The organism is Pseudomonas sp. 7P_10.2_Bac1 (genome assembly GCF_025465935.1).
GTDB lineage: Bacteria > Pseudomonadota > Gammaproteobacteria > Pseudomonadales > Pseudomonadaceae > Aquipseudomonas.
In genome coordinates, this window is sequence record NZ_JANLNV010000085.1 from 89,535 (window position 1) to 115,759 (window position 26,225).

Sequence of the window (26,225 nt, forward strand, 5' to 3'; positions counted from 1 at the left end):
ACAGAGGCTGAAGCAGGGGCCAAGACGGAGTGAATATGAGCGAGTTGTTGACCTCAGTCAGCGAACACCTGTTGGCACCGGGCGGTGTCACCCTCGACAGCCTGCAAGGCGTATTGGGTGACTTGGCCGGGCCGGGCATCGATGCGGCAGATTTGTATTTTCAGGGGCAGATTTCCGAATCCTGGTCGCTGGAAGACGGCATCGTCAAAGAAGGCAGTTTCAACCTCGATCAAGGCGTCGGTGTGCGTGCCCAGTCAGGTGAGAAAACCGGTTTTGCCTACAGCAACGCTATCACCCTGGAAGCCTTGGGGCTGGCAGCCCGCGCGGCCCGCTCCATCTCCCGTGCTGGGCAAAACGGCACCGTGCAAGCGTTTACCGCCCAAGACGTGGCTCAATTGTATGCCCCGTATAACCCGCTGGAAGTCATCACCCGCGCCGAGAAAGTCGAGCTGCTTAAGCGGGTCGATGCTGCTACCCGTGCGTTGGATCCGCGTATTCAGCAAGTCAACGTGAGCATGGCCGGGGTTTGGGAGCGCATTCTGGTGGCTTCTACCGACGGCGGGCTGGCGGCTGATGTGCGCCCTTTGGTGCGGTTCAACGTCAGTGTGATCGTTGAGCAAAATGGCCGTCGCGAGCGCGGCGGGCACGGCGGCGGTGGCCGTACCGATTACCGTTATTTCCTGACAGACGACCGCGCCATGGGCTATGCCCGCGAGGCGTTGCGTCAGGCGCTGGTCAATCTGGAAGCCGTGCCAGCACCCGCGGGCACCATGCCGGTGGTCCTGGGCTCTGGTTGGTCCGGCGTATTGCTGCACGAAGCGGTAGGGCATGGCCTGGAAGGCGACTTCAACCGCAAAGGCAGCTCGGCCTACAGCGGCCGCATGGGCGAAATGGTTGCTTCCAAGCTGTGCACCATCGTGGATGATGGCACCCTGGCCGGTCTTCGTGGTTCGCTGAGCGTGGATGACGAAGGCACCCCGACTGAGTGCACCACACTGATCGAAAACGGCGTACTCAAGGGCTACATGCAGGACAAGCTCAATGCACGCCTTATGGGTGTCGCGCGCACCGGCAACGGCCGCCGCGAATCCTACGCGCACTTGCCTATGCCACGCATGACCAACACGTACATGCTGGGCGGCCAGAGTGATCCGGCGGAAATCATCGCCTCAGTGAAAAAGGGTATTTACTGCGCCAACCTGGGCGGTGGTCAGGTCGACATCACCAGCGGCAAATTTGTGTTTTCCACCAGCGAGGCTTACCTGATCGAAGACGGCAAGATCACTCGCCCGGTCAAAGGCGCTACCCTGATTGGCAACGGGCCGGAAGCGATGAGCAAGGTGTCGATGGTCGGTAACGATCTGTCACTGGACAGCGGTGTGGGAACGTGCGGCAAGGATGGGCAGTCGGTGCCGGTCGGCGTCGGGCAGCCAACCTTGAAGATTGATGCGATTACGGTCGGTGGTACGGGCGCGTAATGAGGGCCGGGCGAGTTGCACTGCAACCCGCCCCTGTACGAGATTTAACGCAAGCCGCGTTGAGTCTCGTCCAGTCCTCGGATGTACTTGAACAGTTTGCGGCTTGAGGCCGGTACTTTGTTGTGAGCCAGTTCGTGTTTGGCCTGACGTACGATCGAACGTAGTTGCTGACGATCGGCTTCAGGAAACTCGGTGACAAACTTTTCCAGCACATCGTCGTCGCCTTCGAGCAGGCGATCACGCCAGCGCTCGAGGTTGTGGAAACGCTCGTTGTATTGGCGAGAAGAGGCATCGACTTGATCGATCAAGGCAAGAATTTCGTCAAGCGGTTGATCGCGCATCAGTTTGCCGATGAACATCATATGGCGCTTGCGCGCAATATGAACCGTGTGTTTTGGAGCATCTGCCAAAGCCTTACGCAATGCGTCAGTCAAAGGCATTTTGTTCAGCAAGTCAGGCTTGAGCGTCGTGAGACGTTCGCCCAGATCAACCAGAGCATGCAGCTCGCGTTTGACCTGCGATTTGCTTTTTTCGCCGTCGAAGGCGTCGTCGTAAGAATCAACCATGGTGGCAGTCCGCAAAGAAACGCCGCCATGATAACCAGTCGGGGGCCGCTTGTCCGGCCTGGTCGCTCGGCGGCCCTACCGAAACCAGAATTTGAGTGGAGAAAACCATGAGTGCAGTACAAAGCGTCGGCCCGCAGGCCCTGCCGGCACTGCAAGAGCAGGTCGAGCAAATCATCGCCGAAGCCAAGCGCCAGGGTGCCAGTGCCTGTGAAGTCGCGGTGTCGCTGGAGCAGGGCCTGTCGACCTCTGTACGCCAGCGTGAAGTCGAGACTGTTGAGTTCAATCGCGATCAGGGTTTTGGTATCACGTTGTATGTGGGCCAGCGAAAAGGTTCAGCCAGCACCTCGGCCAGCGGCCCGGATGCTATCCGTGAAACCGTCGCGGCCGCCTTGGCGATCGCCAAGCACACCTCCGAAGACGAAAGCTCCGGCCTGGCCGATGCCAGCCTGATGGCCCGCGACCTGAAAGATTTCGATGTGTTCCACACTTGGGACATCACCCCGGAACAGGCCATCGAAAGGGCGTTGGCCTGCGAAGCTGCGGCTTTTGACGCTGACAGCCGCATCAAAAACGCCGACGGCACCACCCTCAGCACCCACCAGGGCTGTCGCGTGTACGGCAACAGCAATGGCTTTATCGGCGGTTCGGCGTCTACACGTCACAGCCTGAGCTGCGTGATGATCGCTGAAGGCGATGGCCAGATGCAGCGCGATTACTGGTATGACGTGAACTGCCAGGGCGAGTTGCTGATGGACGCTGTCAGCATCGGCCAGCGTGCCGCTGAGCGCGCCGCTCGCCGCCTGGGTTCACGCCCGGTGCCAACCTGTGAAGTTCCGGTCTTGTTCTCCGCTGAATTGGCCGGTGGCTTGTTCGGCAGCTTTATGGGCGCGATTTCGGGCGGCAACCTGTACCGCAAATCGTCGTTCTTGCTGGATGCGTTAGGGCAGCAGATTTTCCCTGAATGGCTGACCCTGGACGAGCGCCCGCATTTGGTACGAGCCATGGGCAGCTCTTCATTCGATAACGATGGCCTGGCGACTTACGCCAAACCGTTTATCAAGGATGGCGAGTTGGTCTCCTACATCCTCAGCACCTATTCCGGGCGCAAACTGGGCCTGCCAAGTACTGCGAACGCAGGCGGCGTGCACAACCTGTTCGTGACCCATGGCGATGAAGATCAAGCCGCCTTGATCCGCCGCATGGGCCGGGGCTTGCTGGTCACTGAGCTGATGGGCAGCGGCCTGAACATGGTGACCGGCGACTATTCCCGTGGCGCGGCGGGTTTCTGGGTTGAAAACGGCGAAATCCAGTTCCCGGTTCAAGAAGTGACCATTGCCGGCAACATGCGTGACATGTTTAAACAGATTGTTGCCGTGGGCAACGACCTGGAACTGCGCAGCAACATCCGCACCGGTTCTGTGCTCATCGAGCGAATGACCGTCGCGGGCAGCTAAACCTTCGCGGTTGCAATCAAGGCGTATCACCTTCACGGGTGATACGCTTTTTTTTCACCCCAACCTTTGTGGACGCGTGTATCTAAGGCAGGCTTGTTTTGATAATCAATATCGCTTAATAATGAATCTCATTATCGAGCGAGCCTAGGTCATGAGTTCTGCCTTGCATGAAGGTCCGTATCTGGAAAGCTGGCGCTGGATGAGCCGTCAGATCCGGTGCGGGTTGGCGCCAGACGAGCCGCGTCTGATCAAGCACTATCTGGCCGAAGGCCGTTACCTGGCCGGTTGTACGGCTACTTCCCCGTGGATGATTGCCGCCACTTCGTTCCGCCTGTTGCTGGACACCGCCGCCGATACGGCCTTGCCTTGGCACTGGCGCACTCTGTGTCTGGACAACGCGTGGCGCCCGCTGCGCGATATGGAAACTCAAGCCATGTGCCAATGCCGCCTCAAGCGCTGGCAAAGCTATGCCTGGCAATTGGCGACCTGCGAACTCGAACCATCAATTTCTTTAACAGAACTGCTGCAAGGATTTCCTGATGAGTAATACGCGTATCGAACGGGACAGCATGGGTGAACTGCATGTGCCTGAGGCCGCGCTGTATGGCGCACAAACCCAGCGTGCGGTGGATAACTTCCCGATCAGCCATCAACGCATGCCCGCACAATTCATTCGCGCACTGATCCTGGCCAAGGCCGCGGCGGCCAAGGCCAACGTTGAGCTCAAGCAAATCAGCGAGGCGCAGGGCAACGCCATTGTCGAAGCCACGCAGATCCTGCTGGCTGGCGACTTTATGGAGCACTTCCCGGTGGATATTTTTCAGACCGGCTCGGGCACCAGCTCCAACATGAACGCCAACGAAGTGATCGCGACACTGGCTACCCGCGTGCTGGGTGAGCCGGTTAACCCTAACGATCACGTCAACTGCGGGCAAAGCAGCAACGACATCATTCCTACCACTATTCATGTCAGCGCCGCCCTGGGTTTGCATGAAGAGCTGCTGCCGGCGCTCAAGCATCTGGTACAGGTGATTGAGCACAAGGCCGAGCAGGTTCACGTTTATGTGAAAACCGGTCGCACGCACCTGATGGACGCCATGCCGGTGCGCATGAGCCAGGTATTGAATGGGTGGGCTCAGCAACTCAAAGCCAATATCGAGCATCTGCACAACCTGCAACCGGCCTTGCAGTCGCTGGCCCAGGGCGGCACGGCAGTGGGGACGGGAATCAACGCGCACCCGCAGTTTGCCGGGTTGTTCAACCAGCAACTCAGCGCACTGACCCATGTGCAATTCACGCCGGGCAAAGACCTGTTTGCCTTGATCGGCTCGCAGGACACCGCGGTATCGGTGTCGGGCCAGCTCAAGGCCACCGCCGTATCGCTGATGAAAATCGCCAACGACCTGCGCTGGATGAACTCCGGTCCGCTGGCAGGCCTGGGTGAGATTGAGCTGCAAGGCTTGCAGCCAGGCTCTTCGATCATGCCCGGCAAGGTCAATCCGGTGATCCCTGAAGCCACCGCCATGGTCGCCGCTCAGGTAATCGGCAATGACACAGTGATCACCATCGCCGGGCAGTCCGGCAACTTTGAACTGAACGTCATGCTGCCAGTGATTGCGCAAAACCTGTTGAGCAGCATCGAGTTGCTGGCCAACTCCAGCCGCCTGCTGGCTGACAAGGCGATTGCCAGCTTCAAGGTCAATGAGGCCAAGCTCAAGGAAGCGCTGTCGCGTAACCCGATTCTGGTGACAGCCCTGAACCCCATCATTGGTTACCAAAAAGCCGCCGAAATTGCCAAGACTGCCTACCAGCAAGGTCGCCCGGTGATTGACGTGGCTCTTGAGTACACCGATCTACCCCGCAGCCAGCTCGAAGTGTTGCTCGATCCCGAGAAACTGACCGCAGGCGGCGTTTAATCCGCGCCCCGACACTGCTTTGGAGGTTCACATGGAGCACTGGAAACGCACGATCGAGAGAGCCAATCGCTATTTCGCTGAGGGCGAACTGGTCGATGCCCGAGAGCATTACTTGCAGGCGCTGGCGCTGGCGCAGGTCTTGTTTGAACGCTGGAGTGATGCCGACGAAGCAGTGGCGGCGTGTGTCATTTCCCACCACAACCTGGCGGATCTGCACTTGCGCCTTAATCAGCCGGAGGAGAGCGTGGAGTACCTCTGCGCGATTCACCAGCGGTTACTGCAAACCATGCAGAACGCCCGTCTGGCGCCTGCGCTGCGTGAAGCAGCGCTGCGTCAGAGCAGCAAAACCTACGTTGAGCTTTTGAACTTTATCAGCGAGTACGGCGAATACCCGCGCTCCGACCTGTTGCTCAAAAGCACGGTGGCTCAGTCAAGCCACGAGTTCTCAGCTGTCAGCGGCCATCATTCAGGAGCCCATTGATATGACTTACACCTTGCCTGCTTTGCCCTATGCCTACGACGCGCTTGAGCCGCATATTGACGCGCAAACCATGGAGATCCACTACACCAAGCACCACCAGACCTATATCAACAACTTGAACGCCGCCGTCGATGGTACGGAGTGGGCCAAATGGCCAGTTGAAAAACTGGTCGCCAGTGTTCAGTTGTTGCCAGAAAAGCTTCAGGCAGCGGTCATCAATCAGGGCGGCGGGCATGCCAACCATTCGCTGTTCTGGGAGGTCATGAGCCCATCAGGCGGGGGGAAACCAAGTGGCGCATTGGCTAAAGCCATTGATGAGCAATTGGGCGGCCTGGAGACCTTCAAGGAAAACTTCACCAAAGCAGCCCTGACCCGTTTTGGCAGTGGCTGGGCCTGGCTCAGTGTGACCCCGGATAAAAAACTGGTGGTCGAAAGCAGTGGCAACCAGGACAGCCCGTTGATGAACGGCAACACCCCGGTCCTCGGTCTTGATGTGTGGGAACACGCTTATTACTTGCGTTATCAGAACCGTCGCCCGGAGTACATCAATGCGTTTTACAACGTGATCAATTGGCCAGAAGTCGAACGGCGCTATCAAGCAGCGATTGCCTAAGCCGAACAGGAAGGATCCAGGCAGATTATGGGCACGCAAATTTTAGCGGTGAGTGGCGTGCGGATGTTCCGCTATGCACTGGGCACGCTCTTGCTGTTGGCGGGTACGGCCCTGTTGGTGGCCAAGGGGCTGGTCTGGCTAGACCTTGAGCCAAGGTTGTTGCGGGCTTTGCAGGGCGGTGCGCTGTGTGCGCTGGGCACCGCCTTAGGGGCCGTGCCGGTATTGGTTATTCGCAAAATGCCAATCGCGGTCAGCGATACCTTGCTGGGCTTTGGTGCCGGCGTCATGTTGGCAGCGACGGCATTTTCGTTGATTGTGCCAGGCATTGCGGCGGCTCAAGACCTTGGGCTTTCGCAGTGGGGGGCCAGCGGCGTGGTCTGTGCGGGAATCTTGCTCGGCGCTTTTTTTCTATTTCTGGTCGACCTCAAGGTATCCGGGGCTGCCCCTGAAATGATCATCAGCAAGCCCGGCGAGCCCGTGATTGCGCCGCGCATCTGGCTGTTCGTGATTGCCATCATTGCGCACAATATTCCGGAAGGGATGGCGGTCGGGGTGTCAGCGGGCGGCGGCATGCCAGACGCTGACAGCTTGGCGATGGGCATTGCTTTGCAGGATGTGCCGGAGGGTCTGGTGATTGCGCTGGTGCTGGCGGGCGCAGGTATGTCACGGGTCAAGGCGTTCTTGATTGGTGCGGCCTCCGGGCTGGTTGAGCCCGTGTTTGCGTTGCTCTGTGCCTGGCTGGTTAATTTGGCGGAGGTGCTACTGCCATTTGGGCTGGCGTTGGCGGCGGGTGCGATGTTGTTGGTGGTCACTCAAGAAGTGATTCCAGAATCGCGGCGCAACGGTCACGAAAAGCTGGCAAGCCTGGGTTTGTGCATCGGCTTTTGCCTGATGATGGTGATGGACACCGCACTGGGCTAACGCCCGCATTGATACCCATAAAAACCTGTCGGAGCGAGCTTGCCAAGCGATCTTTTGATCTTGAAAGATCGCGAGGCAAGCTCGCTCCTGCAGTTACGCGGGGCTGCTTTTCACTCACCCTCATCGAAGTAGTTGTTGATGAGCTTGACCAGTGCGTCCATCGCTTCCTGTTCCTGCTCACCTTCGGTCTTTAAATGAATCTTTGTACCTTTACCGGCTGCGAGCATCATCATTGCCATGATGCTCTTGCCGTCGACCATGGATTGCGGTGTGCGGCCCGCTCTTATCTGGCAAGGGAATTGCCCGGCAACACCGACGAATTTTGCTGATGCCCGAGCGTGCAAGCCCAGTTTGTTGATGATTTCGATTTCCAGAGCAGGCATCGCAGGGGTGGTCCTTTCAAGTCAGGTCGCGGTGGCGAACCTGGACGTTTTTAAGAGTTTCTTGCAGGCATTTGCCAAGGCGCTCGGTCAGGTACACCGAGCGGTGATGGCCGCCTGTGCAGCCAATAGCGATGGTGACATAGGCACGATTACTGGCGGCGAAGCGGGGTAGCCACTTAAGCAGGTAGCTGGAGATATCCTGGAACATCTCTTCAACATCCGGCTGTGAGGCGAGGTAATCAGCTACGGGTTGGTCAAGACCCGATTGCTCGCGCAGTTCGGGTTTCCAATACGGGTTGGGCAGGCAGCGCACGTCAAACACCAGATCGGCATCTACCGGCATTCCGCGCTTGAAGCCAAACGACTCAATCAAAAACGCAGTACCGGGCTCTGGCTTGTTCAGCAGGCGCAACTTGATCGTGTCGCGAAGCTGATACAGGTTCAGATTGGTGGTGTTAATCGTCAGGTCGGCGAGATCGGCAATCGGGCCGAGCAGGTGCGTTTCATCACGAATGGCTTCTGCCAGCGAACGACTTTCACTGCTCAGAGGGTGGCGACGACGGGTTTCCGAGAAGCGCTTGAGTAGGGTTTCTTCGTCGGCATCCAGATACAGAACATCGCACTGGATGTGGCGGCTGCGCACTTCTTCTAGCAACTGCGGAAAGCGTGACAAGTGGCTCGGCAGGTTTCGCGCATCAATGGATACGGCGACCAGCGGTTGCGGTAATTCCGTGTGGATCAATGCACGTTCGGCCAGCTCAGGCAGCAGGCCGGCCGGCAGGTTGTCGATGCAATAAAAGCCGTTGTCTTCGAGTACCGCAAGGGCTGTGCTTTTTCCGGAGCCGGAGCGTCCGCTGACAATAACTAAGCGCATGATTAGTGACCGTTCTGTACGTCCAGAACAACCTGATACAACGCTTCGTTGCTGGTTGCGTTGCGCAATTTCTCACGCACGTCTTTGCGATCGAGCATGCTGGCGATCTGCCGGAGCAGCTCCAGGTGCGCATCAGTAGCCTCTTGAGGCACCAGCAAAACGAACAAAAGGTCGACGGGTGCGCCATCGATGGCGTCGAAATCTATGGGAGCGTCCAAGTGCAGCAAGGCGCTGATGGGCGACTCGCAGCCAGCCAGACGGCAATGAGGTATGGCGATACCGTTACCAAAACCGGTGGAGCCCAGTTTTTCGCGGGCGATCAACGCTTCAAACACTTTCTGCCCATCCAGCTCAGGCACTTCGCGGCTGATCAGGTTGGCAATCTGTTCGAGTGCACGCTTCTTACTGCCACCCGGCGCGTTCACCAGGGAACGGCCGGGGGTCAGGATATTTTCAAGTCGAATCATGGTGATGGAGTATTAACGACCCGTTGCGCCCTGGAGCAGGCTTTGAGTCTTTTCCTTATGCTTTTTCAGTTGGCGATCAAGCTTCTCGTAGAGGCTGTCGATAGCGGCGTACATGTCTTCATTGACCGCATTGCCGACAACTTCTCCGCCGGGAATATTGAGGGTGGCTTCGATTTTCTGCTGATGCTTTTCAACAGAGAGGATCACCTGCACGTTGGTGATTTTGTCGTAGTGACGTTCCAGACGTGCGAGTTTGTCATTGATCGATTCACGCAGCGGTTGGGTGACTTCCAGATGTTGTCCACTGATGTTGACTTGCATACAGTTTCTCCTTCTGTTGCCATTGCATAAGGTGACAGGCCGAAGCGCCTGCCACTGAAACGCCGTGACCCGTTCTTACATCAACCGCTTACGTTCGCTCGAAGGCGCAATCCCAAGGGATTCGCGGTACTTGGCGACAGTGCGACGGGCCACCTGAATGCCTTGTGCCTCCAGTAAACCAGCGATCTTGCTGTCACTCAACGGCTTTTTCTGATTTTCAGCTGCGACCAGTTTTTTGATGATCGCGCGGATCGCGGTGGACGAGCATTCACCGCCTTCCGAGGTGCTGACGTGGCTGGAGAAAAAGTACTTCAATTCATAAATACCGCGCGGGGTATGCATGAATTTTTGCGTGGTGACGCGTGAAATGGTTGATTCGTGCATGCCGACCGCTTCTGCAATGTCGTGCAGAACCAGCGGTTTCATCGCCTCGTCGCCATACTCCAGGAAACCACGTTGGTGCTCGACGATTTGCGTCGCCACTTTCATCAGTGTTTCATTGCGGCTCTGCAGGCTTTTGATGAACCAGCGGGCTTCCTGCAACTGGTTGCGCATGAAGGTGTTGTCGGCACTGGTGTCGGCACGGCGCACGAACCCGGCATATTGCGGGTTGACGCGCAGGCGCGGGACTGACTCCTGGTTGAGCTCGACCAGCCAGCGGTCGTTATCCTTGCGCACGATAACGTCAGGCACGACGTACTCGGCTTCGCTGGACTCGATCTGCGAGCCCGGGCGCGGGTTCAGGCTTTGGACCAGCTCGATGACCTGGCGCAGCTCGTCTTCCTTGAGCTTCATGCGGCGCATCAGCTGGCTATAGTCGCGTGCACCGAGCAGGTCGATGTAATCGGTGACCAGACGTTTGGCTTCGTTTATCCACGGCGTCTTGGCGGGCAGTTGACGCAGTTGCAACAGCAAGCACTCGCCCAGGTTGCGCGCGCCAATACCGGCTGGCTCGAATTGCTGGATGCGGTGCAGGACGGCTTCAATCTCGTCGAGCTCGATGTCCAGTTCTGGATCGAATGCTTCCAGGATCTCCTCGAGTGTTTCGTCGAGATAGCCCTGATTGTTGATGCAGTCGATGAGTGTTACGGCGATCAGGCGATCCGTGTCAGACATTGGTGCCAGGTTCAATTGCCACAACAGGTGGCTTTGCAGGCTCTCGCCAGCAGAGGTGCGGGTGGTGAAGTCCCACTCGTCATCATCGCTGCTGGGCAGGCTGCTGGCGCTGGTCTGGTAGATGTCTTCCCAGGCGGTGTCGACAGGCAGCTCGTTAGGAATGCGTTCGTTCCACTCGCCCTCATCCAGATTGTCCACGGTGGGCGCGGACTCCTGTTGAAAGGACGGCTCCTGAAGATCGCTGTTGGTTTTTTGCTCGATGTTATCGGCCAAGGGGTCCGAGTTGTCGAAGTCATCGCCATCTTCCTGGCGTTCGAGCATCGGGTTGGACTCCAGGGCCTCCTGGATTTCCTGCTGGAGGTCCAGGGTCGACAGTTGGAGCAGACGGATGGCTTGTTGCAGCTGAGGCGTCATCGTCAGCTGCTGGCCCATTCTCAAGACTAGCGATGGTTTCATGGCAGGGGCTTAACACCTTATTCGCCGGCGCGCATGGCGCCATCCACTACAGGGCGCGTGAGCGCCAAACATAAGCAAATTATATGCCTGAAAGCGGTGCGTTTGCCTAGAGCGCAATGGTAATAAAAACGTAGTTGTCTGGAACTGGACTTGTAACAGAGAGGGAAGATTTGCCCTGCGATCTTTTTTAGCGAACAAAAGATCGCAAGGCAAGCCTGCTTTGGTCGGACGCGCTGCAACGGGCGTTACAGGCGGAACTCGTGACCCAGGTACACTTCGCGTACCAGTTCATTGGCAAGAATCGTTTCAGCATCACCTTCAGCGATCAGTTGCCCGTCGTTAACGATGTAGGCTGTTTCGCAAATGTCGAGCGTTTCACGGACGTTGTGGTCGGTGATCAGCACGCCAATGCCCTTGGCCTTGAGGTGATGAATGATTTGCTTGATGTCGCCCACGGAGATGGGGTCGACGCCCGCAAAGGGTTCATCGAGCAGGATGAACTTCGGGTTGGTCGCCAGCGCCCGGGCAATTTCAACCCGGCGACGTTCACCGCCCGACAGGCTCATGCCGAGGCTGTCGCGGATATGGTTGATGTGGAATTCCTGCAGCAGGCCTTCCAGCTCCTTGCGGCGACCCGCCTTGTCGAGTTCCTTGCGCGTTTCAAGAATCGCCATGATGTTGTCGGCCACCGATAGCTTGCGGAAAATCGACGCTTCTTGTGGCAGGTAACCGATGCCCGCTCGCGCGCGGCCGTGCATAGGCTGGTGGCTGACGTCCAGGTCGTCGATCAGCACACGGCCCTGATCGGCTTGGACCAGACCAACGATCATATAGAAACAGGTGGTTTTGCCCGCGCCGTTGGGGCCGAGCAAGCCGACGATCTGCCCGCTGTCGATCGACAGGCTCACATCGCGTACCACTTGGCGACTCTTGTAGCTTTTAGCCAGATGCTGGGCTTTCAGGGTTGCCATTACTGGGCCTTCTGCTGGTCGGTTTTACTCTTTGGCTGGATCACCATGTCAATGCGTGGGCGAGGCGCAGTAACATTGGTGCCATTAGCCCGGCCAGCATTGGCGACCTGTTTCACGGTGTCGTAGACGATTTTCTCGCCTTCGGTCGTGTTGCCTTCATTGATGACTTTGGCCTTGTCGATCAGCACGATGCGGTTTTGCGGCGCATGGTATTGAATCGTTACGGCGTAGGCCTGGACCGGCTTGGGATCGCCCAGTTTTTGTAGCTGTTCAAAATAGGCCAGGTTGCCAACTGAGGTCACCACGTCAATATCGCCCGATGCAGTGCGGGTAAGGGTGACGGTGTTGCCAGTAATTTTCATGGACCCCTGGGTGATGATCACATCGCCCTTGTAAGTCGCAACGCCTTGTTTGTCATCCAATTGGGCTTCGTCTGCCTGGATGCGGATAGGCTGCTTGTTGTCATCCGGCAGAGCCCAGGCGCTCGCGCTTCCCAGTGCTGCGCCCAGGCTGAGCAATAAAGGGAGGGTTTTAACGAGACTCATACTGTCCTCTTACGTTGGACAGCAGGTCCATCCTGCCGTCTTTCAAATATGCTTTCATGCCCTTGCCAGTCGTCACACCACCGGCCCCGTCGATTCTAACGTCTCGGTCGGTCTGCGCATATTCCTTCTGCGGGAATACAGTCATACGAGTCGTAGTGATAATCGTAGTGCGGTTTTTGTCATCGGTACGCGCCACACGCACGGAGTCGATGAGTTCGACCTGCGTGCCGTCCGGGTTGACCTCACCGTGATCGCTCTGGACATGCCACGGGAAAGGCGTGCCGCGGAAAATCAGCATGTCGGGCTTGGTCAATAATGTGACTTCGGAAGCCTGCAAATGTTCGACCTTGTCTGATGTCAGCTCATATTGCAGTTTGCCGTCAGGCAGGAACTGCAAGCTGTGGGCATTGATTGCGTAATAGTCGATAGCGGTTTCGTCGACAGGCGCAGCGGGCGTGTCGAGAAAACGCTCTGGGCTGATATTCCAGTAGCCAACGGCCGCGAAAAGCGCGGCAATGACTGTGAATAACAGAATGTTGCGAATCTTTTTACTCAGCATAAAACGCTCTATAGATAGGCGGCGAGGGCGGCATCCAGGCGCCCTTGAGCGCGCAGGATGAGCTCACAAAACTCGCGGGCGGCCCCTTCACCACCGCGTGCCTGGGTGGTGCCGTGGGCGTGCTCGCGAACAAAGCCGGCAGCGTTTGCAACCGCCATACCCAGACCAACCCGGCGTATCACCGGCAGGTCTGGCAGGTCATCGCCTAAATAGGCGACCTGCTCATAGCTTAGGCCGAGTTGGCCGAGAAGCTCGTCCAATACTACCAATTTATCTTCGCGCCCCTGATAAAGGTGCGGGATGCCCAGGTTTTGTGCGCGGCGCTCGACCACAGGTGTCTTGCGACCACTGATAATGGCGGTTTGCACGCCGGCGGCCATGAGCATCTTGATGCCCTGGCCATCAAGGGTGTTGAAAGTCTTGAACTCACTGCCGTCTTCGAGGAAGTACAGACGACCGTCGGTCAAAACCCCGTCCACGTCAAAAACCGCGAGTTTGATGCCTTTGCCACGTTCAAGGAGATCGCTGGTCATTACATTACTCCTGCGCGCAGCAAGTCGTGCATGTTCAGGGCGCCCACCGGGTGGTCGTCCTGGTCGACCACCACCAGCGCGCCGATCTTGTGGTCTTCCATGATTTTCAGGGCTTCTGCCGCTAGCATGTCGGCCTTGGCAGTCTTGCCATGTGGTGTCATCACCGAGTCGATGGTGGCATTGCGGATGTCGATTTCGCGATCCAGCGTACGGCGCAAGTCACCGTCGGTGAAGATCCCGGCCAGGCGGCCGTCTTCTTCTACGATAACGGTCATGCCAAGCCCCTTGCGGGTCATTTCCATCAGGGCATCCTTGAGCAGGGTGCCACGCAGGACTTTGGGCAGTTCATCACCGGAGTGCATCACGTTGTCGATTTTCAGCAGCAGGCGACGACCCAGTGCGCCGCCTGGATGCGAAAACGCAAAATCTTCTGCAGTAAAGCCGCGCGCTTCCAGCAGTGCCACCGCCAGCGCATCACCCATGACCAGCGCGGCCGTGGTGGAGGAGGTGGGTGCCAGGTTCAGCGGGCAGGCTTCATGGGCGACGTGCACGTTGAGATTCACCTCAGCGGCCTTTGCCAGCGTCGAGTTGGGGTTGCCGGTCACGCTGATCAGCTTGATCCCCAAACGCTTGATCAACGGCAGCAGGGTAACGATTTCAGCCGTTGTGCCAGAGTTGGACAGGGCGAGAATGATGTCGTCGCTGGTAATCATCCCCATGTCGCCATGGCTGGCTTCGGCGGGATGAACAAAGAAGGCCGTGGTGCCGGTGCTGGCCAGGGTGGCGGCAATTTTATTGCCGACATGCCCGGATTTGCCCATGCCGACCACGACAACCCGGCCTTTACTAGCCAGAATCATCTCGCAAGCGCGTACGAAATCCGCGTCAATATGGGCCAGCAAGCCTTCAACGGCTTCCAGCTCAAGACGGATGGTACGGTGGGCAGATTGAATCAGGTCGCTGGATTGGCTCATGTTTGAAGTCGGGTAGCCTGAGAAAAGGCGACGATTATAGCGGTTATGCACAATTCCCTCACGCTTGATCGTGATGCTTTGTTGCACCAGGTTACAAGTGAGTGTCAGGACTGCGGTTAATTTGGCATTAATTAGCTGTCTAGAACCTGAGCGGGCACTCCTTCGGTCTTGGGCGGTCTGTATTAGCAGTGCTATAGTTCGCCGCCAGTTCGGCCCGCTCAGGGAGCGCGAGCTTCCTAATCAGAGGCTTGGTGTCCGGGTGAGAGGCAGAAGCTGCATCGCAAGGAGTTTAGATGAGCGCCGATAACGCCTACGCGGTCGAGCTGAAGGGCCTTTCCTTCAAGCGCGGATCGCGCAGCATCTTCAATAATGTCGATATTCGAATTCCGCGTGGCAAGGTCACGGGAATCATGGGCCCGTCCGGCTGCGGCAAGACTACCCTTTTACGATTGATGGGCATGCAACTGCGTCCCAGCAGTGGTGAAGTGTGGGTCAATGGCCAGAATCTTCCGTCCCTGTCGCGCAGCGATCTGTTCGATGCGCGCAAGCAGATGGGCGTGCTGTTCCAGAGCGGTGCTTTGTTCACCGATCTGGATGTGTTCGAAAACGTAGCGTTTCCGCTGCGGGTTCACACCCAGTTGCCTGAGGACATGATCCGCGACATCGTGCTGCTCAAGTTGCAGGCGGTGGGGCTGCGTGGGGCAATCAACCTGATGCCCGATGAACTGTCGGGCGGCATGAAGCGCCGTGTGGCCTTGGCCCGCGCGATTGCCATGGACCCGCAGATCCTGATGTATGACGAGCCTTTTGTGGGCCAGGACCCTATTGCAATGGGGGTTCTGGTGCGCCTGATCCGTCTGTTGAACGACGCGTTGGGCATCACCAGTATCGTGGTGTCCCACGACCTGGCTGAAACGGCGAGCATTTCCGACTATCTATACGTCGTCGGTGATGGCCAGGTGCTGGGGCAGGGCACGCCTGAAGAACTGATGAATGCGGATAACCCGCGTATTCGTCAGTTCATGAACGGCGATCCGGATGGCCCGGTTCCGTTCCATTTTCCGGCGTCGGACTACCGAACCGATCTTCTGGGGAAGCGTTGATGCCCAAAAAATCAATTATTGATCGAATCGGGTTGTTCGGTCGGGCAGGGATCGACATGGTCTCGGTCCTGGGGCGTTCGACCCTGTTCCTGTTTCATGCATTGCTGGGGCGTGGCGGCATTGGCGGCGGGTTTGGGCTGCTAGTCAAACAGTTGCACTCTGTCGGCGTCATGTCGCTGGTCATCATTGTGGTGTCCGGCATTTTCATCGGCATGGTGCTAGCCCTGCAGGGCTTCAGTATCTTGTCCAGCTATGGTTCCGAGCAGGCCGTCGGGCAAATGGTTGCCTTGACCCTGCTGCGTGAGTTGGGGCCTGTGGTGACCGCCTTGCTGTTCGCCGGGCGCGCCGGGTCTGCCCTGACCGCTGAAATCGGCAACATGAAATCGACCGAGCAACTCTCCAGTCTGGAAATGATTGGCGTTGACCCGCTCAAATACATCATTGCGCCACGTCTGTGGGCCGGGTTCATTTCCCTGCCGGTGTTGGCGATGATCTTCAGTGTGGTCGGGATCTGGGGCGGTTCGTGGGTGGCAGTCGACTGGCTGGGCGTCTACGACGGTTCTTACTGGGCCAACATGCAGAACAGTGTGACCTTCAGTGGTGACGTGATTAACGGGATCATCAAAAGCATCGTATTTGCCTTTGTAGTGACCTGGATTGCTGTGTTTCAAGGTTATGACTGTGAGCCCACATCAGAGGGGATCAGCCGTGCCACTACCAAGACCGTGGTGTATGCCTCACTGGCAGTCCTCGGGTTGGACTTTATTTTGACTGCCCTGATGTTTGGAGATTTCTGATGCAAAACCGCACCATGGAAATCGGTGTCGGCCTGTTCCTGCTGGCTGGCATCCTGGCTTTACTGTTACTTGCCCTGCGGGTCAGTGGACTGTCGCCGACTGCCAGCACGGACACCTACAAACTCTATGCCTACTTTGACAACATCGCCGGTCTGACGGTGCGTGCCAAAGTCACCATGGCTGGCGTAACCATCGGCAAGGTGACGGCGATTGACCTGGACCGTGACAACTTCACGGCCCGCGTCACCCTGCAAGTGGAAAAGGATGTGAATAACCTGCCGACCGACTCGACAGCGTCTATTCTCACCGCCGGGTTGCTGGGCGAGAAGTACATCGGTATTAGCGTGGGCGGGGATGATTCCGTGCTCAAGGATGGTGGCACCATTCACGACACTCAATCATCACTGGTCCTTGAAGACCTGATCGGGAAGTTCCTGATGAATACCGTTAGCAAAGAAGCCAAATAAGGAGCCTTAAGATGATTTCTCTCTTGCGCCGTGGCCTGCTGGTAATGTTGGCGGCTGCCTTGCCCTTGATGGCCAGCGCTGCCCCGGGGCAGTCGCCCCATGACATCGTGACCGATACGACAACCCGACTGTTGGCTGACTTGTCTGCCAATAAAGAAAAGTACAAGGCCAGCCCGACCGAGTTTTACGATGCGCTTAACAACATCGTCGGCCCGGTCGTGGACGTTGACGGTGTTTCCAGAAGCATCATGACCGTCAAGTATTCGCGCAATGCCACACCGGCGCAGATGCAGCGCTTCCAGGAAAACTTCAAGCGCAGCCTGATTCAGTTCTATGGCAATGCCTTGCTCGAGTTCAAGAACGAAGGCATCACGGTCGGTGACGCCAAGCAACAGTCGAACGGCGACAATGTGTCTGTACCAATGACTGTCAGAGGCGCTAATGGCGCGGTTTACCCGGTTTCCTACACCCTCACCAACGTGAATGGCGAGTGGAAGGTACGCAACGTGATCATCAACGGCATCAACATCGGCAAGTTGTTCCGTGATCAGTTCGCTGACGCCATGCAGCGCAACGGCAACAATCTGGACAAGACCATCGATGGCTGGGCGGGCGAAGTGGCCAAGGCCAAAGAAAAAACCGATGAGCAGTTGAACAAATGAGTAATGCCGCCATTACCCTGGCTGGCGAAAGTGAGCTGCGCCTGAGCGGTGTGCTCGATTATCAGACCGGCCCTCGCTTGCGCAAGGAAGGCCAGGCGCTGATAAAAAAGGCCTTGGCCAAAGCCCTTGTGGTGGATTGCTCGGCGGTCACGAAATCCAGCAGCGTCGGTTTGTCCCTGCTGCTGTGCTATATCCGTGACGCACAAGCCCTGAACAAGCCATTGAGCATCACCGGCCTGCCCGAAGACATGCGCGAAATCGCAAATGTTTCGGGCTTGACCGAGTTGCTGGCACATCATTAATAGCCACTTACCCAAAAGCCCCCCGTCAGAGTCCTGTTATATGGGGTTCGCAGGCGCGGGGCTTTTTTGTATGATGGCCGACCCGCGCGCGTTAGGCGCCGATTGAGGTTGAGCATGCAGGCCGTAGAAGTTAAGCGCTTTCTTGAAGAAAAGCTGCCAGAAACTCAGGTAGAAGTTGAGGGCGAAGGCTGCAACTTTCAGCTGAACGTGATTAGTGACGAGCTGTCGGCCTTGAGCCCGGTCAAGCGTCAACAAAGCATCTATGCCCATTTGAACCCTTGGATTGTTGATGGCAGCATCCATGCGGTGACTATGAAATTCTTCAGCCGCGCGGCCTGGGCCGAGCGCACCTGAGCCCCTTGGCGTCGAGATTGTTATGGATAAATTGATTATTACCGGCGGCGTTCGTCTTGATGGCGAGATCCGTATTTCCGGGGCGAAGAACTCCGCTCTGCCGATTCTGGCTGCGACCCTGCTGTGCGACGGCGCTGTTACGGTCGGCAACTTGCCGCACTTGCATGACATCACCACCATGATCGAGCTGTTCGGTCGCATGGGCATTGAACCGGTGATTGATGAAAAGCTGTCGGTCGAAATCGACCCACGCACCATCAAAACTCTGGTCGCTCCGTACGAATTGGTGAAAACCATGCGTGCTTCGATCCTAGTATTGGGCCCGATGGTTGCTCGTTTCGGTGAGGCCGAAGTTGCACTGCCAGGCGGTTGCGCTATCGGCTCGCGTCCTGTTGACCTGCACATTCGTGGCCTTGAAGCCATGGGCGCAGTGATTGACGTGGAAGGTGGCTACATCAAGGCCAAGGCGCCAGAAGGCGGCCTGCAGGGCGCCAACTTCTTCTTCGATACCGTCAGTGTGACCGGCACCGAAAACATCATGATGGCTGCGGCACTGGCCAAAGGCCGTAGCGTGCTGCAGAACGCCGCGCGTGAGCCTGAAGTCGTTGACCTGGCCAACTTCCTGAACGCCATGGGCGCCAAGGTCAGCGGCGCCGGCACTGACACCATCACCATTGATGGCGTAGAGCGTCTGCACCCGGCGACCTACCGTGTGATGCCGGACCGTATCGAAACCGGTACTTACCTGGTTGCAGCCGCTGTCACCGGCGGGCGTGTGAAGGTCAAGGACACCGATCCGACCATCCTTGAAGCGGTTCTTGAAAAGCTCAAGGAAGCGGGCGCCGAGATCACCACCGGCGAAGACTGGATCGAGCTGAACATGCACGGCAAGCGCCCGAAGGCGGTCAACGTGCGTACGGCTCCATACCCGGCGTTCCCCACTGACATGCAGGCGCAGTTCATCTCGCTCAACGCCATTGCCGAAGGCACCGGCGCAGTGATCGAGACGATCTTCGAAAACCGCTTCATGCACGTGTACGAATTGCACCGCATGGGTGCCAAGATCCAGGTTGAGGGCAACACCGCCATCGTGACCGGTACCGAAACATTGAAGGGCGCGCCAGTGATGGCCACCGACCTGCGTGCGTCGGCCAGCCTGGTGATTTCGGCTCTGGTTGCCGAAGGCGACACCCTGATCGACCGCATCTACCACATTGACCGTGGCTATGAGTGCATCGAAGAAAAACTGCAAATGCTGGGTGCCAAAATCCGCCGCGTTCCGGGCTAGTTTTTGGTGTTTGGCATCATGGGCACAGGGATCGTGTCCAGCCGCCAGGTGACGTAAGCGCTCGCAAGCGTTACCTTACCTGGCCTTGAATCGTTCAAGTCGAGCCTGATATCAGGCTCGATGCATGTCCGGCGCCGATTGCGTGCGGGCATAAGTACCCTGATAAGGACTTACGTTTCCCATGTTGACCATTGCACTGTCCAAGGGCCGTATCCTTGACGACACCCTGCCGCTTCTGGCCGAAGCTGGCATCGTGCCGACCGAGAATCCGGACAAAAGCCGCAAGCTGATCATTCCGACCACCCAGGCAGACGTCCGCCTGCTGATCGTTCGTGCCACCGATGTGCCGACCTATGTCGAGCATGGCGCTGCCGACCTCGGTGTCGCGGGTAAAGACGTGTTGATGGAATACGGCGGCCAGGGCCTTTACGAGCCACTGGATCTCCAGATTGCCCAGTGCAAGCTGATGACTGCCGGTGCTGTGGGTGCCGCAGAGCCCAAAGGTCGTCTGCGCGTGGCCACCAAGTTCGTCAATATCGCCAAGCGTTACTACGCCGAGCAGGGCCGTCAGGTGGATATCATCAAGCTCTATGGCTCGATGGAACTGGCGCCGCTGATCGGTCTGGCTGACAAGATCATCGACGTGGTCGACACCGGCAACACCCTTCGCGCCAACGGCCTTGAGCCTCAAGACTTCATCGCCGCCATCAGCTCCCGCCTGGTGGTCAACAAAGCGTCGATGAAAATGCAGCACGCCCGCATTCAAGCCCTGATCGACACCCTGCGCAAAGCAGTGGAGTCACGACACCGCGGCTGACTCACCTGCGCGACCCTGGACCCTGAGTCTTTAAGTCGCGCCCATCTATCCGTGTAATAGCCAGAAATCTCAGGTACCCGCGCGGATGGCTTGGTAGTCTTGCGGTGCCTGAGCTGTGCAACATCCTAAAATCTAAGCATTCGCCAATTACCGAGGCCCTCGCTATGACCGCTCCCACTGCAATTCGCCGACTCAACGCTGCTGATCCGGACTTCGCGCAGCATCTGGATCATCTGCTGAGCTGGGAAAGTGTGTCTGACGACTCGGTCAACCAGCGGGTACTCGACATCATCAAAGCCGTGCGTGAACGTGGCGATGCGGCACTGGTTGAGTTCACTCAGCGTTTTGATGGCCTCAACGTCAATGCAATGGCTGACCTGATTCTGCCGCGCGAGCGCCTGGAACTGGCCTTGACCCGTATCACCGCGCCTCAACGTGAAGCGCTGGAAAAAGCCGCCCAGCGCGTGCGCAGCTACCACGAGAAACAGAAACAGGACTCCTGGAGCTATACCGAAGCCGACGGCACCGTGCTGGGGCAAAAGGTCACACCACTGGATCGCGCCGGCTTGTACGTGCCGGGCGGCAAAGCGTCGTACCCATCTTCGGTATTGATGAACGCCATTCCCGCTAAAGTGGCAGGCGTCGGTGAGGTGGTGATGGTAGTGCCAACACCGCGCGGCGAAATCAATGAACTGGTATTGGCCGCGGCCTGCATCGCCGGAGTCGACCGAGTGTTCACCATCGGTGGGGCGCAAGCGGTCGCAGCGCTGGCCTACGGCACCGAAAGCGTGCCGCAAGTCGACAAAGTGGTTGGTCCGGGCAACATCTATGTGGCCACCGCCAAGCGTCATGTGTTTGGCCAAGTGGGCATCGACATGATCGCTGGGCCTTCGGAAATCCTCGTGGTCTGCGACGGTCAGACTGATCCGGACTGGATCGCCATGGACCTGTTCTCCCAGGCAGAGCACGACGAAGACGCGCAAGCGATTCTGGTCAGCCCGGATGCCGAGTTCCTCGACAAAGTCGCTGCCAGCATTGCCAAGCTGCTGCCGACCATGGAGCGTGCCGAGATCATCAACACCTCGATCAACGGTCGGGGGGCGCTGATTCTGGTGAATGACATGCAGCAAGCCATCGACGTCGCCAACCGTATCGCCCCAGAGCACCTGGAGTTGTCGGTCGCTGATCCGCAAGCCTGGTTGCCGCAGATCCGTCACGCTGGCGCAATTTTCATGGGCCGTCACACGTCCGAAGCCTTGGGCGATTACTGCGCAGGCCCCAACCACGTCTTGCCGACGTCGGGCACTGCGCGTTTCTCGTCGCCGTTGGGTGTGTACGATTTCCAGAAGCGCTCGTCGATCATCTTTTGTTCGGAGCAGGGCGCTTCCGATCTGGGTAAAACCGCTTCGATCCTGGCCCGTGGCGAGTCGTTGACCGGTCACGCCCGCAGTGCTGAATACCGGATCATCGCCGACACCGAACAGGGGCAATAAGCATGAGCAAATTCTGGAGTTCGTTCGTTAAAGAACTGGTGCCCTACGTGCCGGGCGAGCAACCAAAGCTGACCAAGCTGGTCAAGCTCAACACCAACGAAAACCCTTACGGGCCGTCGCCAAAAGCGCTGGCCGCGATGCAGGCCGAGGTTAACGACAACCTGCGTCTGTACCCGGACCCGAACAGTGATCTGCTCAAGCAGGCGGTGGCCGAGTATTACGGCGTACAGACCAATCAGGTGTTTCTCGGCAACGGTTCTGATGAAGTGCTGGCCCATGTCTTCAACGGCTTGTTGCAGCACGACAAACCGCTGCTGTTTCCGGACATCAGCTACAGCTTCTACCCGGTGTACTGCGGCTTGTATGGCATCGACTTCGAAGCGCTGCCACTGGATGAGCAGTTCCAGATCCAGCCTGCGGACTATGCGCGCCCTAATGGCGGCATTATTTTCCCCAACCCTAACGCGCCGACGGGTTGCTTGCTGGCGTTGGACGCGGTTGAGCAGATGCTCAAGGCCAGCCCGGATTCAGTGGTTGTGGTGGACGAAGCGTACATCGACTTTGGTGGCCAGACAGCCATCTCGCTGGTGGACCGTTACCCGAACCTGCTGGTGACCCAAACCCTGTCCAAATCGCGCTCGTTGGCCGGTTTGCGGGTGGGCCTGGCAGTGGGCCACCCGGATCTGATCGAAGCGCTGGAACGGATCAAAAACAGCTTCAACTCCTACCCACTCGACCGTATCGCCATCGCCGGCGCGGCCGCGGCGTTTGCCGATCGTGAGTACTTCGCACAGACCTGCCAAGCGGTCATCGACAGCCGCGAACAAGTGGTCAGTCAGTTGAAGGCATTGGGTTTTGAAGTGTTGCCGTCGGCGGCGAACTTTATCTTCGCTCGCCACCCTGAGCACGATGCGGCAGCACTGGCGGTCAAATTGCGTGAACAGGGCGTGATCGTGCGTCACTTCAAGCAACTGCGGATCGCCCAGTTCCTGCGCATCACCATCGGCACGCCCGAGCAGAACGCAGCGCTGATCGAAGGCTTGTCAGATATTTAAAGCTTCACGCAACCTGGTGTAGGAGCGAGCTTGTCTTGCGATCTTTTGATTTTTAAAAGATCGCGAAACAAGCTCGCTCCGTCAGGTTTGGTGTTTATTTCTCAGGGTGTGCTGGTTGTTCCTGCTGCGGGCGCAGGCCGACTTCGGCGGTGAGCTTCAGCTCTTTGCCATTGCGCAGTACCTGAATCGCAACCTTGTCCGAAGGCTTGATCCGCGCGACCTGGTTCATTGAGCGACGACCGTCGTTGGCCGGTTCGCCATCAATGCTCAGAATCACATCACCCAACTGCATACCGGCTTTTTGCGCCGGGCCATCACGGAAAATGCCCGCCACGACAATCCCTGGTCGGCCATTCATGCCAAACGACTCTGCCAGATCCGGCGTCAGCGACTGCACCTCGATCCCCAGCCAGCCGCGAATGACCTGGCCGTGTTCGATGATCGACTTCATGACCTCCATTGCCAGATTGATAGGGATGGCGAAGCCGATCCCTTGGGAACCGCCTGACTCCGAGAAAATGGCGGTGTTGATCCCGGTCAGGTTGCCATTGGCGTCCACCAGCGCGCCGCCCGAGTTGCCGGGGTTGATCGCGGCATCGGTCTGGATGAAGTCTTCGTAGTTGTTCAGGCCCAACTGGTTGCGCCCCGTGGCACTGATGATGCCCATGGTGGTGGTTTGCCCCACGCCAAACGGGTTGCCGATAGCCAGCGCGATGTCGCCGATGCGCAAGGCGTCAGAGCGGCCAATGGTGATCGAGGGCAGGTTTTTCAGGTCAATCTTGAGCACGGCCAGGTCGGTTTCAGGGTCGCTGCCGATCATGCGGGCCAGGGTTTCGCGACCGTCCTTGAGTGCCACGACAATCTGGTCGGCGCCGGCAACGACGTGGTTATTGGTCAGCAAATAGCCTTCCGGGCTCATGATGACGCCCGAGCCGAGACTCGATTCCATGCGCTTTTGCTTGGGAGCGTTGTTGCCGAAAAAACGTCGGAACTGTGGGTCTTCAAACAGCGGGCTGGCGTTCTTGTTCACCACTTTGGTGGTGTAAAGGTTCGCCACCGCAGGTGCTGCGCGGGTCACGGCGTCGGCATAGGTCACCGGGCCTTGCTGCACATAGGTGGTGCGCGGGGCTTGTTGCAGATTAACGTCCAGCGTCGGCAAGCCAACCCATTCCGGGTAACGTTGAATAATCAGCAGAGCGATAAGCACGCCGGCCAGCAGTGGCCAGCCAAAAAAACGCAAAGCCTTGAACATTGAACTTAATCCTGAAGGTTGCAGAGCCATCATGACGGCCCATAATGGCGGCCATTATACGAGTGCCCGAGCGCCTCTGAACGCTATATTTAGGAGTCTTTTATGGCTGTCGCCCTGAGCACGCTGGTACAAGAAGCAAATCGTTACCTGAACAGCGCTGCAATCAGCGATTACTGCCCCAATGGCCTGCAGGTCGAAGGCCGCCCGCAAGTATTGCGAATTGTTAGCGGGGTCACCGCCAGCCAGGCGTTGCTGGACGCCGCTGTCGAAGCTGAGGCCGATCTGGTCCTGGTGCATCACGGTTACTTCTGGAAAGGCGAAGACCCGTGTGTCACCGGCATGAAGCAGCGCCGTCTGAAAACCCTGCTCAAGCACGATATCAGCTTGTTGGCTTACCACTTGCCGCTCGACCTGCACCCTGATGTGGGGAATAACGTGCAATTGGCGCGGCAACTGGAAATCACCGTCGAAGGCCCGCTGGACCCGGCCAACCACAAAGTGGTGGGGTTGGTAGGCTCACTGGCCGAACCGATGACCGCGCGGGACTTTGCCCGTCGCGTTCAAGAAGCGCTCGGTCGTGAGCCGCTGCTGATTGAAGGCAGCGAAATGATCCGTCGTGTGGGCTGGTGCACGGGCGGTGGCCAGGGCTATATCGACCAGGCGGTGCTGGCCGGTGTCGACCTGTACTTGAGTGGCGAAGCGTCTGAGCAAACCTTCCACAGTGCGCGGGAAAACGACATCAGCTTCATCGCCGCCGGCCATCACGCCACTGAGCGCTACGGCGTACAGGCGCTGGGCGATTACCTGGCGCGGCGCTTTGCCCTGGAACACTTGTTCATCGATTGCCCGAACCCGATTTAACCCACATCTCCAATGTGTAGGCGCGAGCTTGCCTGGCGATCTTTTGATCTTGCAAAAGCTCGCAAGGCAAGCTCGCTCCTGCAGGAGGACGGTCAAACCTGACGATCTATTCTTAGATCGTTTAGGTCTACCCGGCGCCCTCAATAGAAGAGGGCGCTGTGCTAGCATTTGCCCCTCGAACACGGCCCGCAGGCCGTTAATAAGATAGTTTTCGTGAGTAGCCATGGTCGACAAACTGACGCACCTGAAACAGTTGGAGGCGGAGAGCATCCATATCATTCGCGAGGTGGCCGCCGAGTTCGATAACCCGGTGATGCTGTACTCCATTGGTAAAGATTCTGCCGTAATGCTGCACCTTGCTCGCAAGGCGTTTTTCCCTGGCAAGCTGCCGTTTCCGGTGATGCATGTCGATACCCAGTGGAAATTCCAGGAGATGTACCGCTTTCGCGACAAGATGGTTGCCGAGCTGGGCTTGGACCTGATCACTCACGTAAACCCGGACGGCGTGGCACAAGGGATCAACCCTTTCACCCACGGCAGCGCCAAGCACACCGACATCATGAAAACCGAAGGCCTCAAGCAGGCGCTGGACAAGCACGGCTTTGATGCCGCTTTCGGTGGAGCACGTCGCGACGAAGAAAAGTCCCGCGCTAAAGAACGCGTGTACTCCTTCCGTGACAGCAAGCACCGCTGGGACCCGAAAAACCAGCGCCCCGAGTTGTGGAATGTCTACAACGGCAACGTCAACAAAGGCGAGTCGATTCGCGTGTTCCCGTTGTCGAACTGGACCGAACTCGATATCTGGCAGTACATCTACCTTGAAGGCATCCCGATCGTGCCGCTGTACTTCGCGGCAGAACGTGACGTCATCGAGAAGAACGGCACCCTGATCATGATTGACGACGACCGCATCCTTGAGCACCTGTCTGATGAAGACAAGGCGCGCATCGTCAAGAAAAAGGTCCGTTTCCGTACGCTTGGCTGCTACCCGCTGACCGGCGCGGTGGAGTCCGAGGCGCAAACCCTGACCGACATCATCCAGGAAATGCTCCTGACGCGAACTTCCGAGCGCCAGGGCCGAGTCATCGATCACGATGGCGCAGGCTCGATGGAAGATAAAAAACGTCAAGGTTATTTCTAAGGGGT

At 57.8% G+C, this 26,225-nt stretch carries 31 protein-coding genes; 19 read left to right on the forward strand and 12 right to left on the reverse strand.

The window, feature by feature from the left end; translation table 11 throughout:
* Positions 1-35: 35 nt before the first annotated feature.
* Entirely contained in the window at positions 36-1,478 is a 1,443-nt protein-coding gene (tldD, locus tag NTD86_RS19820; RefSeq protein WP_262204711.1) for a metalloprotease TldD, read from the forward strand.
* 44 nt (positions 1,479-1,522) lie between these two features.
* Here the strand turns inward: tldD and yjgA are convergent, their stop codons facing one another.
* Positions 1,523-2,044 carry a ribosome biogenesis factor YjgA gene (gene yjgA, locus NTD86_RS19825; protein WP_262204712.1) on the reverse strand — a complete coding sequence of 174 codons (522 nt, stop codon included), beginning with the start codon at positions 2,042-2,044 and terminating at the stop codon, positions 1,523-1,525.
* Positions 2,045-2,151: 107 nt separating this feature from the next.
* Between yjgA and pmbA the strand changes: the two genes are divergently transcribed.
* The 6 genes from pmbA (at position 2,152) to NTD86_RS19855 (ending at position 7,429) form a co-directional block, all read left to right on the forward strand.
* On the forward strand, positions 2,152-3,498 hold the full coding sequence (gene pmbA / locus NTD86_RS19830) for a metalloprotease PmbA (protein WP_262204714.1): 1,347 nt from the start codon (positions 2,152-2,154) through the stop codon (positions 3,496-3,498).
* Positions 3,499-3,649: 151 nt separating this feature from the next.
* Positions 3,650-4,045 carry a FagA protein gene (locus NTD86_RS19835; protein WP_262204715.1) on the forward strand — a complete coding sequence of 132 codons (396 nt, stop codon included), beginning with the start codon at positions 3,650-3,652 and terminating at the stop codon, positions 4,043-4,045.
* Positions 4,038-5,414 carry a class II fumarate hydratase gene (locus NTD86_RS19840; RefSeq protein ID WP_262204716.1) on the forward strand — a complete coding sequence of 459 codons (1,377 nt, stop codon included), beginning with the start codon at positions 4,038-4,040 and terminating at the stop codon, positions 5,412-5,414. The genes NTD86_RS19835 and NTD86_RS19840 overlap by 8 nt, the downstream gene beginning before the upstream one ends.
* A 31-nt stretch (positions 5,415-5,445) precedes the next feature.
* The gene (locus NTD86_RS19845) at positions 5,446-5,895 is read left to right on the forward strand and encodes a DUF2753 domain-containing protein (RefSeq protein WP_262204718.1); all 450 of its coding nucleotides are present in this window, start codon (positions 5,446-5,448) and stop codon (positions 5,893-5,895) included.
* 1 nt (position 5,896) lies between these two features.
* Positions 5,897-6,508: a superoxide dismutase gene (locus NTD86_RS19850; RefSeq protein WP_262204719.1), complete on the forward strand. Its 612-nt coding sequence runs from the start codon at positions 5,897-5,899 to the stop codon at positions 6,506-6,508.
* 27 nt (positions 6,509-6,535) lie between these two features.
* Positions 6,536-7,429, forward strand: coding sequence for a ZIP family metal transporter (locus NTD86_RS19855; protein WP_262204720.1), 894 nt, complete (start codon positions 6,536-6,538; stop codon positions 7,427-7,429).
* 110 nt (positions 7,430-7,539) lie between these two features.
* Here the strand turns inward: NTD86_RS19855 and NTD86_RS19860 are convergent, their stop codons facing one another.
* The 10 genes from NTD86_RS19860 to NTD86_RS19905 form a co-directional block, all read right to left on the reverse strand.
* Positions 7,540-7,812, reverse strand: coding sequence for an HPr family phosphocarrier protein (locus tag NTD86_RS19860; protein ID WP_262204721.1), 273 nt, complete (start codon positions 7,810-7,812; stop codon positions 7,540-7,542).
* 16 nt (positions 7,813-7,828) lie between these two features.
* On the reverse strand, positions 7,829-8,686 hold the full coding sequence (gene rapZ, locus NTD86_RS19865) for an RNase adapter RapZ (RefSeq protein WP_262204723.1): 858 nt from the start codon (positions 8,684-8,686) through the stop codon (positions 7,829-7,831).
* Positions 8,687-8,688: 2 nt separating this feature from the next.
* Positions 8,689-9,153, reverse strand: a complete 465-nt coding sequence (gene ptsN, locus NTD86_RS19870) for a PTS IIA-like nitrogen regulatory protein PtsN (protein ID WP_262204724.1) — start codon at positions 9,151-9,153, stop codon at positions 8,689-8,691.
* Positions 9,154-9,165: 12 nt separating this feature from the next.
* Positions 9,166-9,474, reverse strand: coding sequence for a ribosome hibernation-promoting factor, HPF/YfiA family (gene hpf, locus NTD86_RS19875; RefSeq protein WP_262204725.1), 309 nt, complete (start codon positions 9,472-9,474; stop codon positions 9,166-9,168).
* Between the two features lie 75 nt (positions 9,475-9,549).
* On the reverse strand, positions 9,550-11,046 hold the full coding sequence (locus tag NTD86_RS19880; protein WP_262204727.1) for an RNA polymerase factor sigma-54: 1,497 nt from the start codon (positions 11,044-11,046) through the stop codon (positions 9,550-9,552).
* 245 nt (positions 11,047-11,291) lie between these two features.
* Entirely contained in the window at positions 11,292-12,017 is a 726-nt protein-coding gene (gene lptB, locus NTD86_RS19885; RefSeq protein WP_262204728.1) for an LPS export ABC transporter ATP-binding protein, read from the reverse strand.
* The gene (gene lptA / locus NTD86_RS19890; protein WP_262204730.1) at positions 12,017-12,562 is read right to left on the reverse strand and encodes a lipopolysaccharide transport periplasmic protein LptA; all 546 of its coding nucleotides are present in this window, start codon (positions 12,560-12,562) and stop codon (positions 12,017-12,019) included. Before lptA ends, lptB begins: the two co-directional genes overlap by 1 nt.
* Positions 12,549-13,121 (reverse strand): LPS export ABC transporter periplasmic protein LptC, encoded by a 573-nt coding sequence (gene lptC / locus NTD86_RS19895; RefSeq protein ID WP_262204732.1) that lies wholly within the window; start codon positions 13,119-13,121, stop codon positions 12,549-12,551. The genes lptA and lptC overlap by 14 nt, the downstream gene beginning before the upstream one ends.
* An 8-nt stretch (positions 13,122-13,129) precedes the next feature.
* The gene (locus NTD86_RS19900) at positions 13,130-13,654 is read right to left on the reverse strand and encodes a KdsC family phosphatase (RefSeq protein ID WP_262204734.1); all 525 of its coding nucleotides are present in this window, start codon (positions 13,652-13,654) and stop codon (positions 13,130-13,132) included.
* Positions 13,654-14,628 (reverse strand): KpsF/GutQ family sugar-phosphate isomerase, encoded by a 975-nt coding sequence (locus NTD86_RS19905; protein WP_262204735.1) that lies wholly within the window; start codon positions 14,626-14,628, stop codon positions 13,654-13,656. The genes NTD86_RS19900 and NTD86_RS19905 overlap by 1 nt, the downstream gene beginning before the upstream one ends.
* Before the next feature lie 293 nt (positions 14,629-14,921).
* Between NTD86_RS19905 and NTD86_RS19910 the strand changes: the two genes are divergently transcribed.
* The 10 genes from NTD86_RS19910 (at position 14,922) to hisC (ending at position 22,966) form a co-directional block, all read left to right on the forward strand.
* Entirely contained in the window at positions 14,922-15,731 is an 810-nt protein-coding gene (locus NTD86_RS19910; RefSeq protein WP_262204736.1) for an ATP-binding cassette domain-containing protein, read from the forward strand.
* Positions 15,731-16,528: a lipid asymmetry maintenance ABC transporter permease subunit MlaE gene (mlaE, locus tag NTD86_RS19915; RefSeq protein ID WP_262204738.1), complete on the forward strand. Its 798-nt coding sequence runs from the start codon at positions 15,731-15,733 to the stop codon at positions 16,526-16,528. Before NTD86_RS19910 ends, mlaE begins: the two co-directional genes overlap by 1 nt.
* On the forward strand, positions 16,528-16,995 hold the full coding sequence (gene mlaD / locus NTD86_RS19920) for an outer membrane lipid asymmetry maintenance protein MlaD (protein ID WP_262204739.1): 468 nt from the start codon (positions 16,528-16,530) through the stop codon (positions 16,993-16,995). The genes mlaE and mlaD overlap by 1 nt, the downstream gene beginning before the upstream one ends.
* An 11-nt stretch (positions 16,996-17,006) precedes the next feature.
* Positions 17,007-17,657 carry a phospholipid-binding protein MlaC gene (locus NTD86_RS19925; protein WP_262204740.1) on the forward strand — a complete coding sequence of 217 codons (651 nt, stop codon included), beginning with the start codon at positions 17,007-17,009 and terminating at the stop codon, positions 17,655-17,657.
* The gene (locus tag NTD86_RS19930) at positions 17,654-17,959 is read left to right on the forward strand and encodes a lipid asymmetry maintenance protein MlaB (protein WP_262204742.1); all 306 of its coding nucleotides are present in this window, start codon (positions 17,654-17,656) and stop codon (positions 17,957-17,959) included. Before NTD86_RS19925 ends, NTD86_RS19930 begins: the two co-directional genes overlap by 4 nt.
* Positions 17,960-18,073: 114 nt before the next feature.
* Complete coding sequence (locus tag NTD86_RS19935) at positions 18,074-18,313, forward strand: BolA family protein (protein WP_262204744.1); 240 nt, start codon at positions 18,074-18,076, stop codon at positions 18,311-18,313.
* Between the two features lie 22 nt (positions 18,314-18,335).
* Entirely contained in the window at positions 18,336-19,601 is a 1,266-nt protein-coding gene (gene murA, locus NTD86_RS19940) for a UDP-N-acetylglucosamine 1-carboxyvinyltransferase (protein WP_262204747.1), read from the forward strand.
* Positions 19,602-19,782: 181 nt separating this feature from the next.
* Positions 19,783-20,418: an ATP phosphoribosyltransferase gene (gene hisG / locus NTD86_RS19945; RefSeq protein ID WP_262204750.1), complete on the forward strand. Its 636-nt coding sequence runs from the start codon at positions 19,783-19,785 to the stop codon at positions 20,416-20,418.
* A gap of 164 nt (positions 20,419-20,582) precedes the next feature.
* Positions 20,583-21,911, forward strand: a complete 1,329-nt coding sequence (gene hisD, locus NTD86_RS19950; protein WP_262204752.1) for a histidinol dehydrogenase — start codon at positions 20,583-20,585, stop codon at positions 21,909-21,911.
* A 2-nt stretch (positions 21,912-21,913) separates the two neighbouring features.
* Positions 21,914-22,966, forward strand: coding sequence for a histidinol-phosphate transaminase (hisC, locus tag NTD86_RS19955; protein WP_262204755.1), 1,053 nt, complete (start codon positions 21,914-21,916; stop codon positions 22,964-22,966).
* A 94-nt stretch (positions 22,967-23,060) separates the two neighbouring features.
* On the opposite strand, the gene algW is transcribed toward hisC, so the two are convergent.
* Positions 23,061-24,218 (reverse strand): Do family serine endopeptidase AlgW, encoded by a 1,158-nt coding sequence (algW, locus tag NTD86_RS19960; protein ID WP_262204758.1) that lies wholly within the window; start codon positions 24,216-24,218, stop codon positions 23,061-23,063.
* Positions 24,219-24,320: 102 nt separating this feature from the next.
* Here algW and NTD86_RS19965 point away from each other — a divergent pair, with 102 nt between their 5' ends.
* Together NTD86_RS19965 and cysD are read left to right on the forward strand one after the other, a co-directional pair.
* Entirely contained in the window at positions 24,321-25,079 is a 759-nt protein-coding gene (locus NTD86_RS19965) for a Nif3-like dinuclear metal center hexameric protein (RefSeq protein ID WP_262204761.1), read from the forward strand.
* Between the two features lie 223 nt (positions 25,080-25,302).
* Positions 25,303-26,220, forward strand: coding sequence for a sulfate adenylyltransferase subunit CysD (gene cysD, locus NTD86_RS19970; RefSeq protein WP_262204764.1), 918 nt, complete (start codon positions 25,303-25,305; stop codon positions 26,218-26,220).
* Positions 26,221-26,225 lie beyond the last annotated feature (5 nt).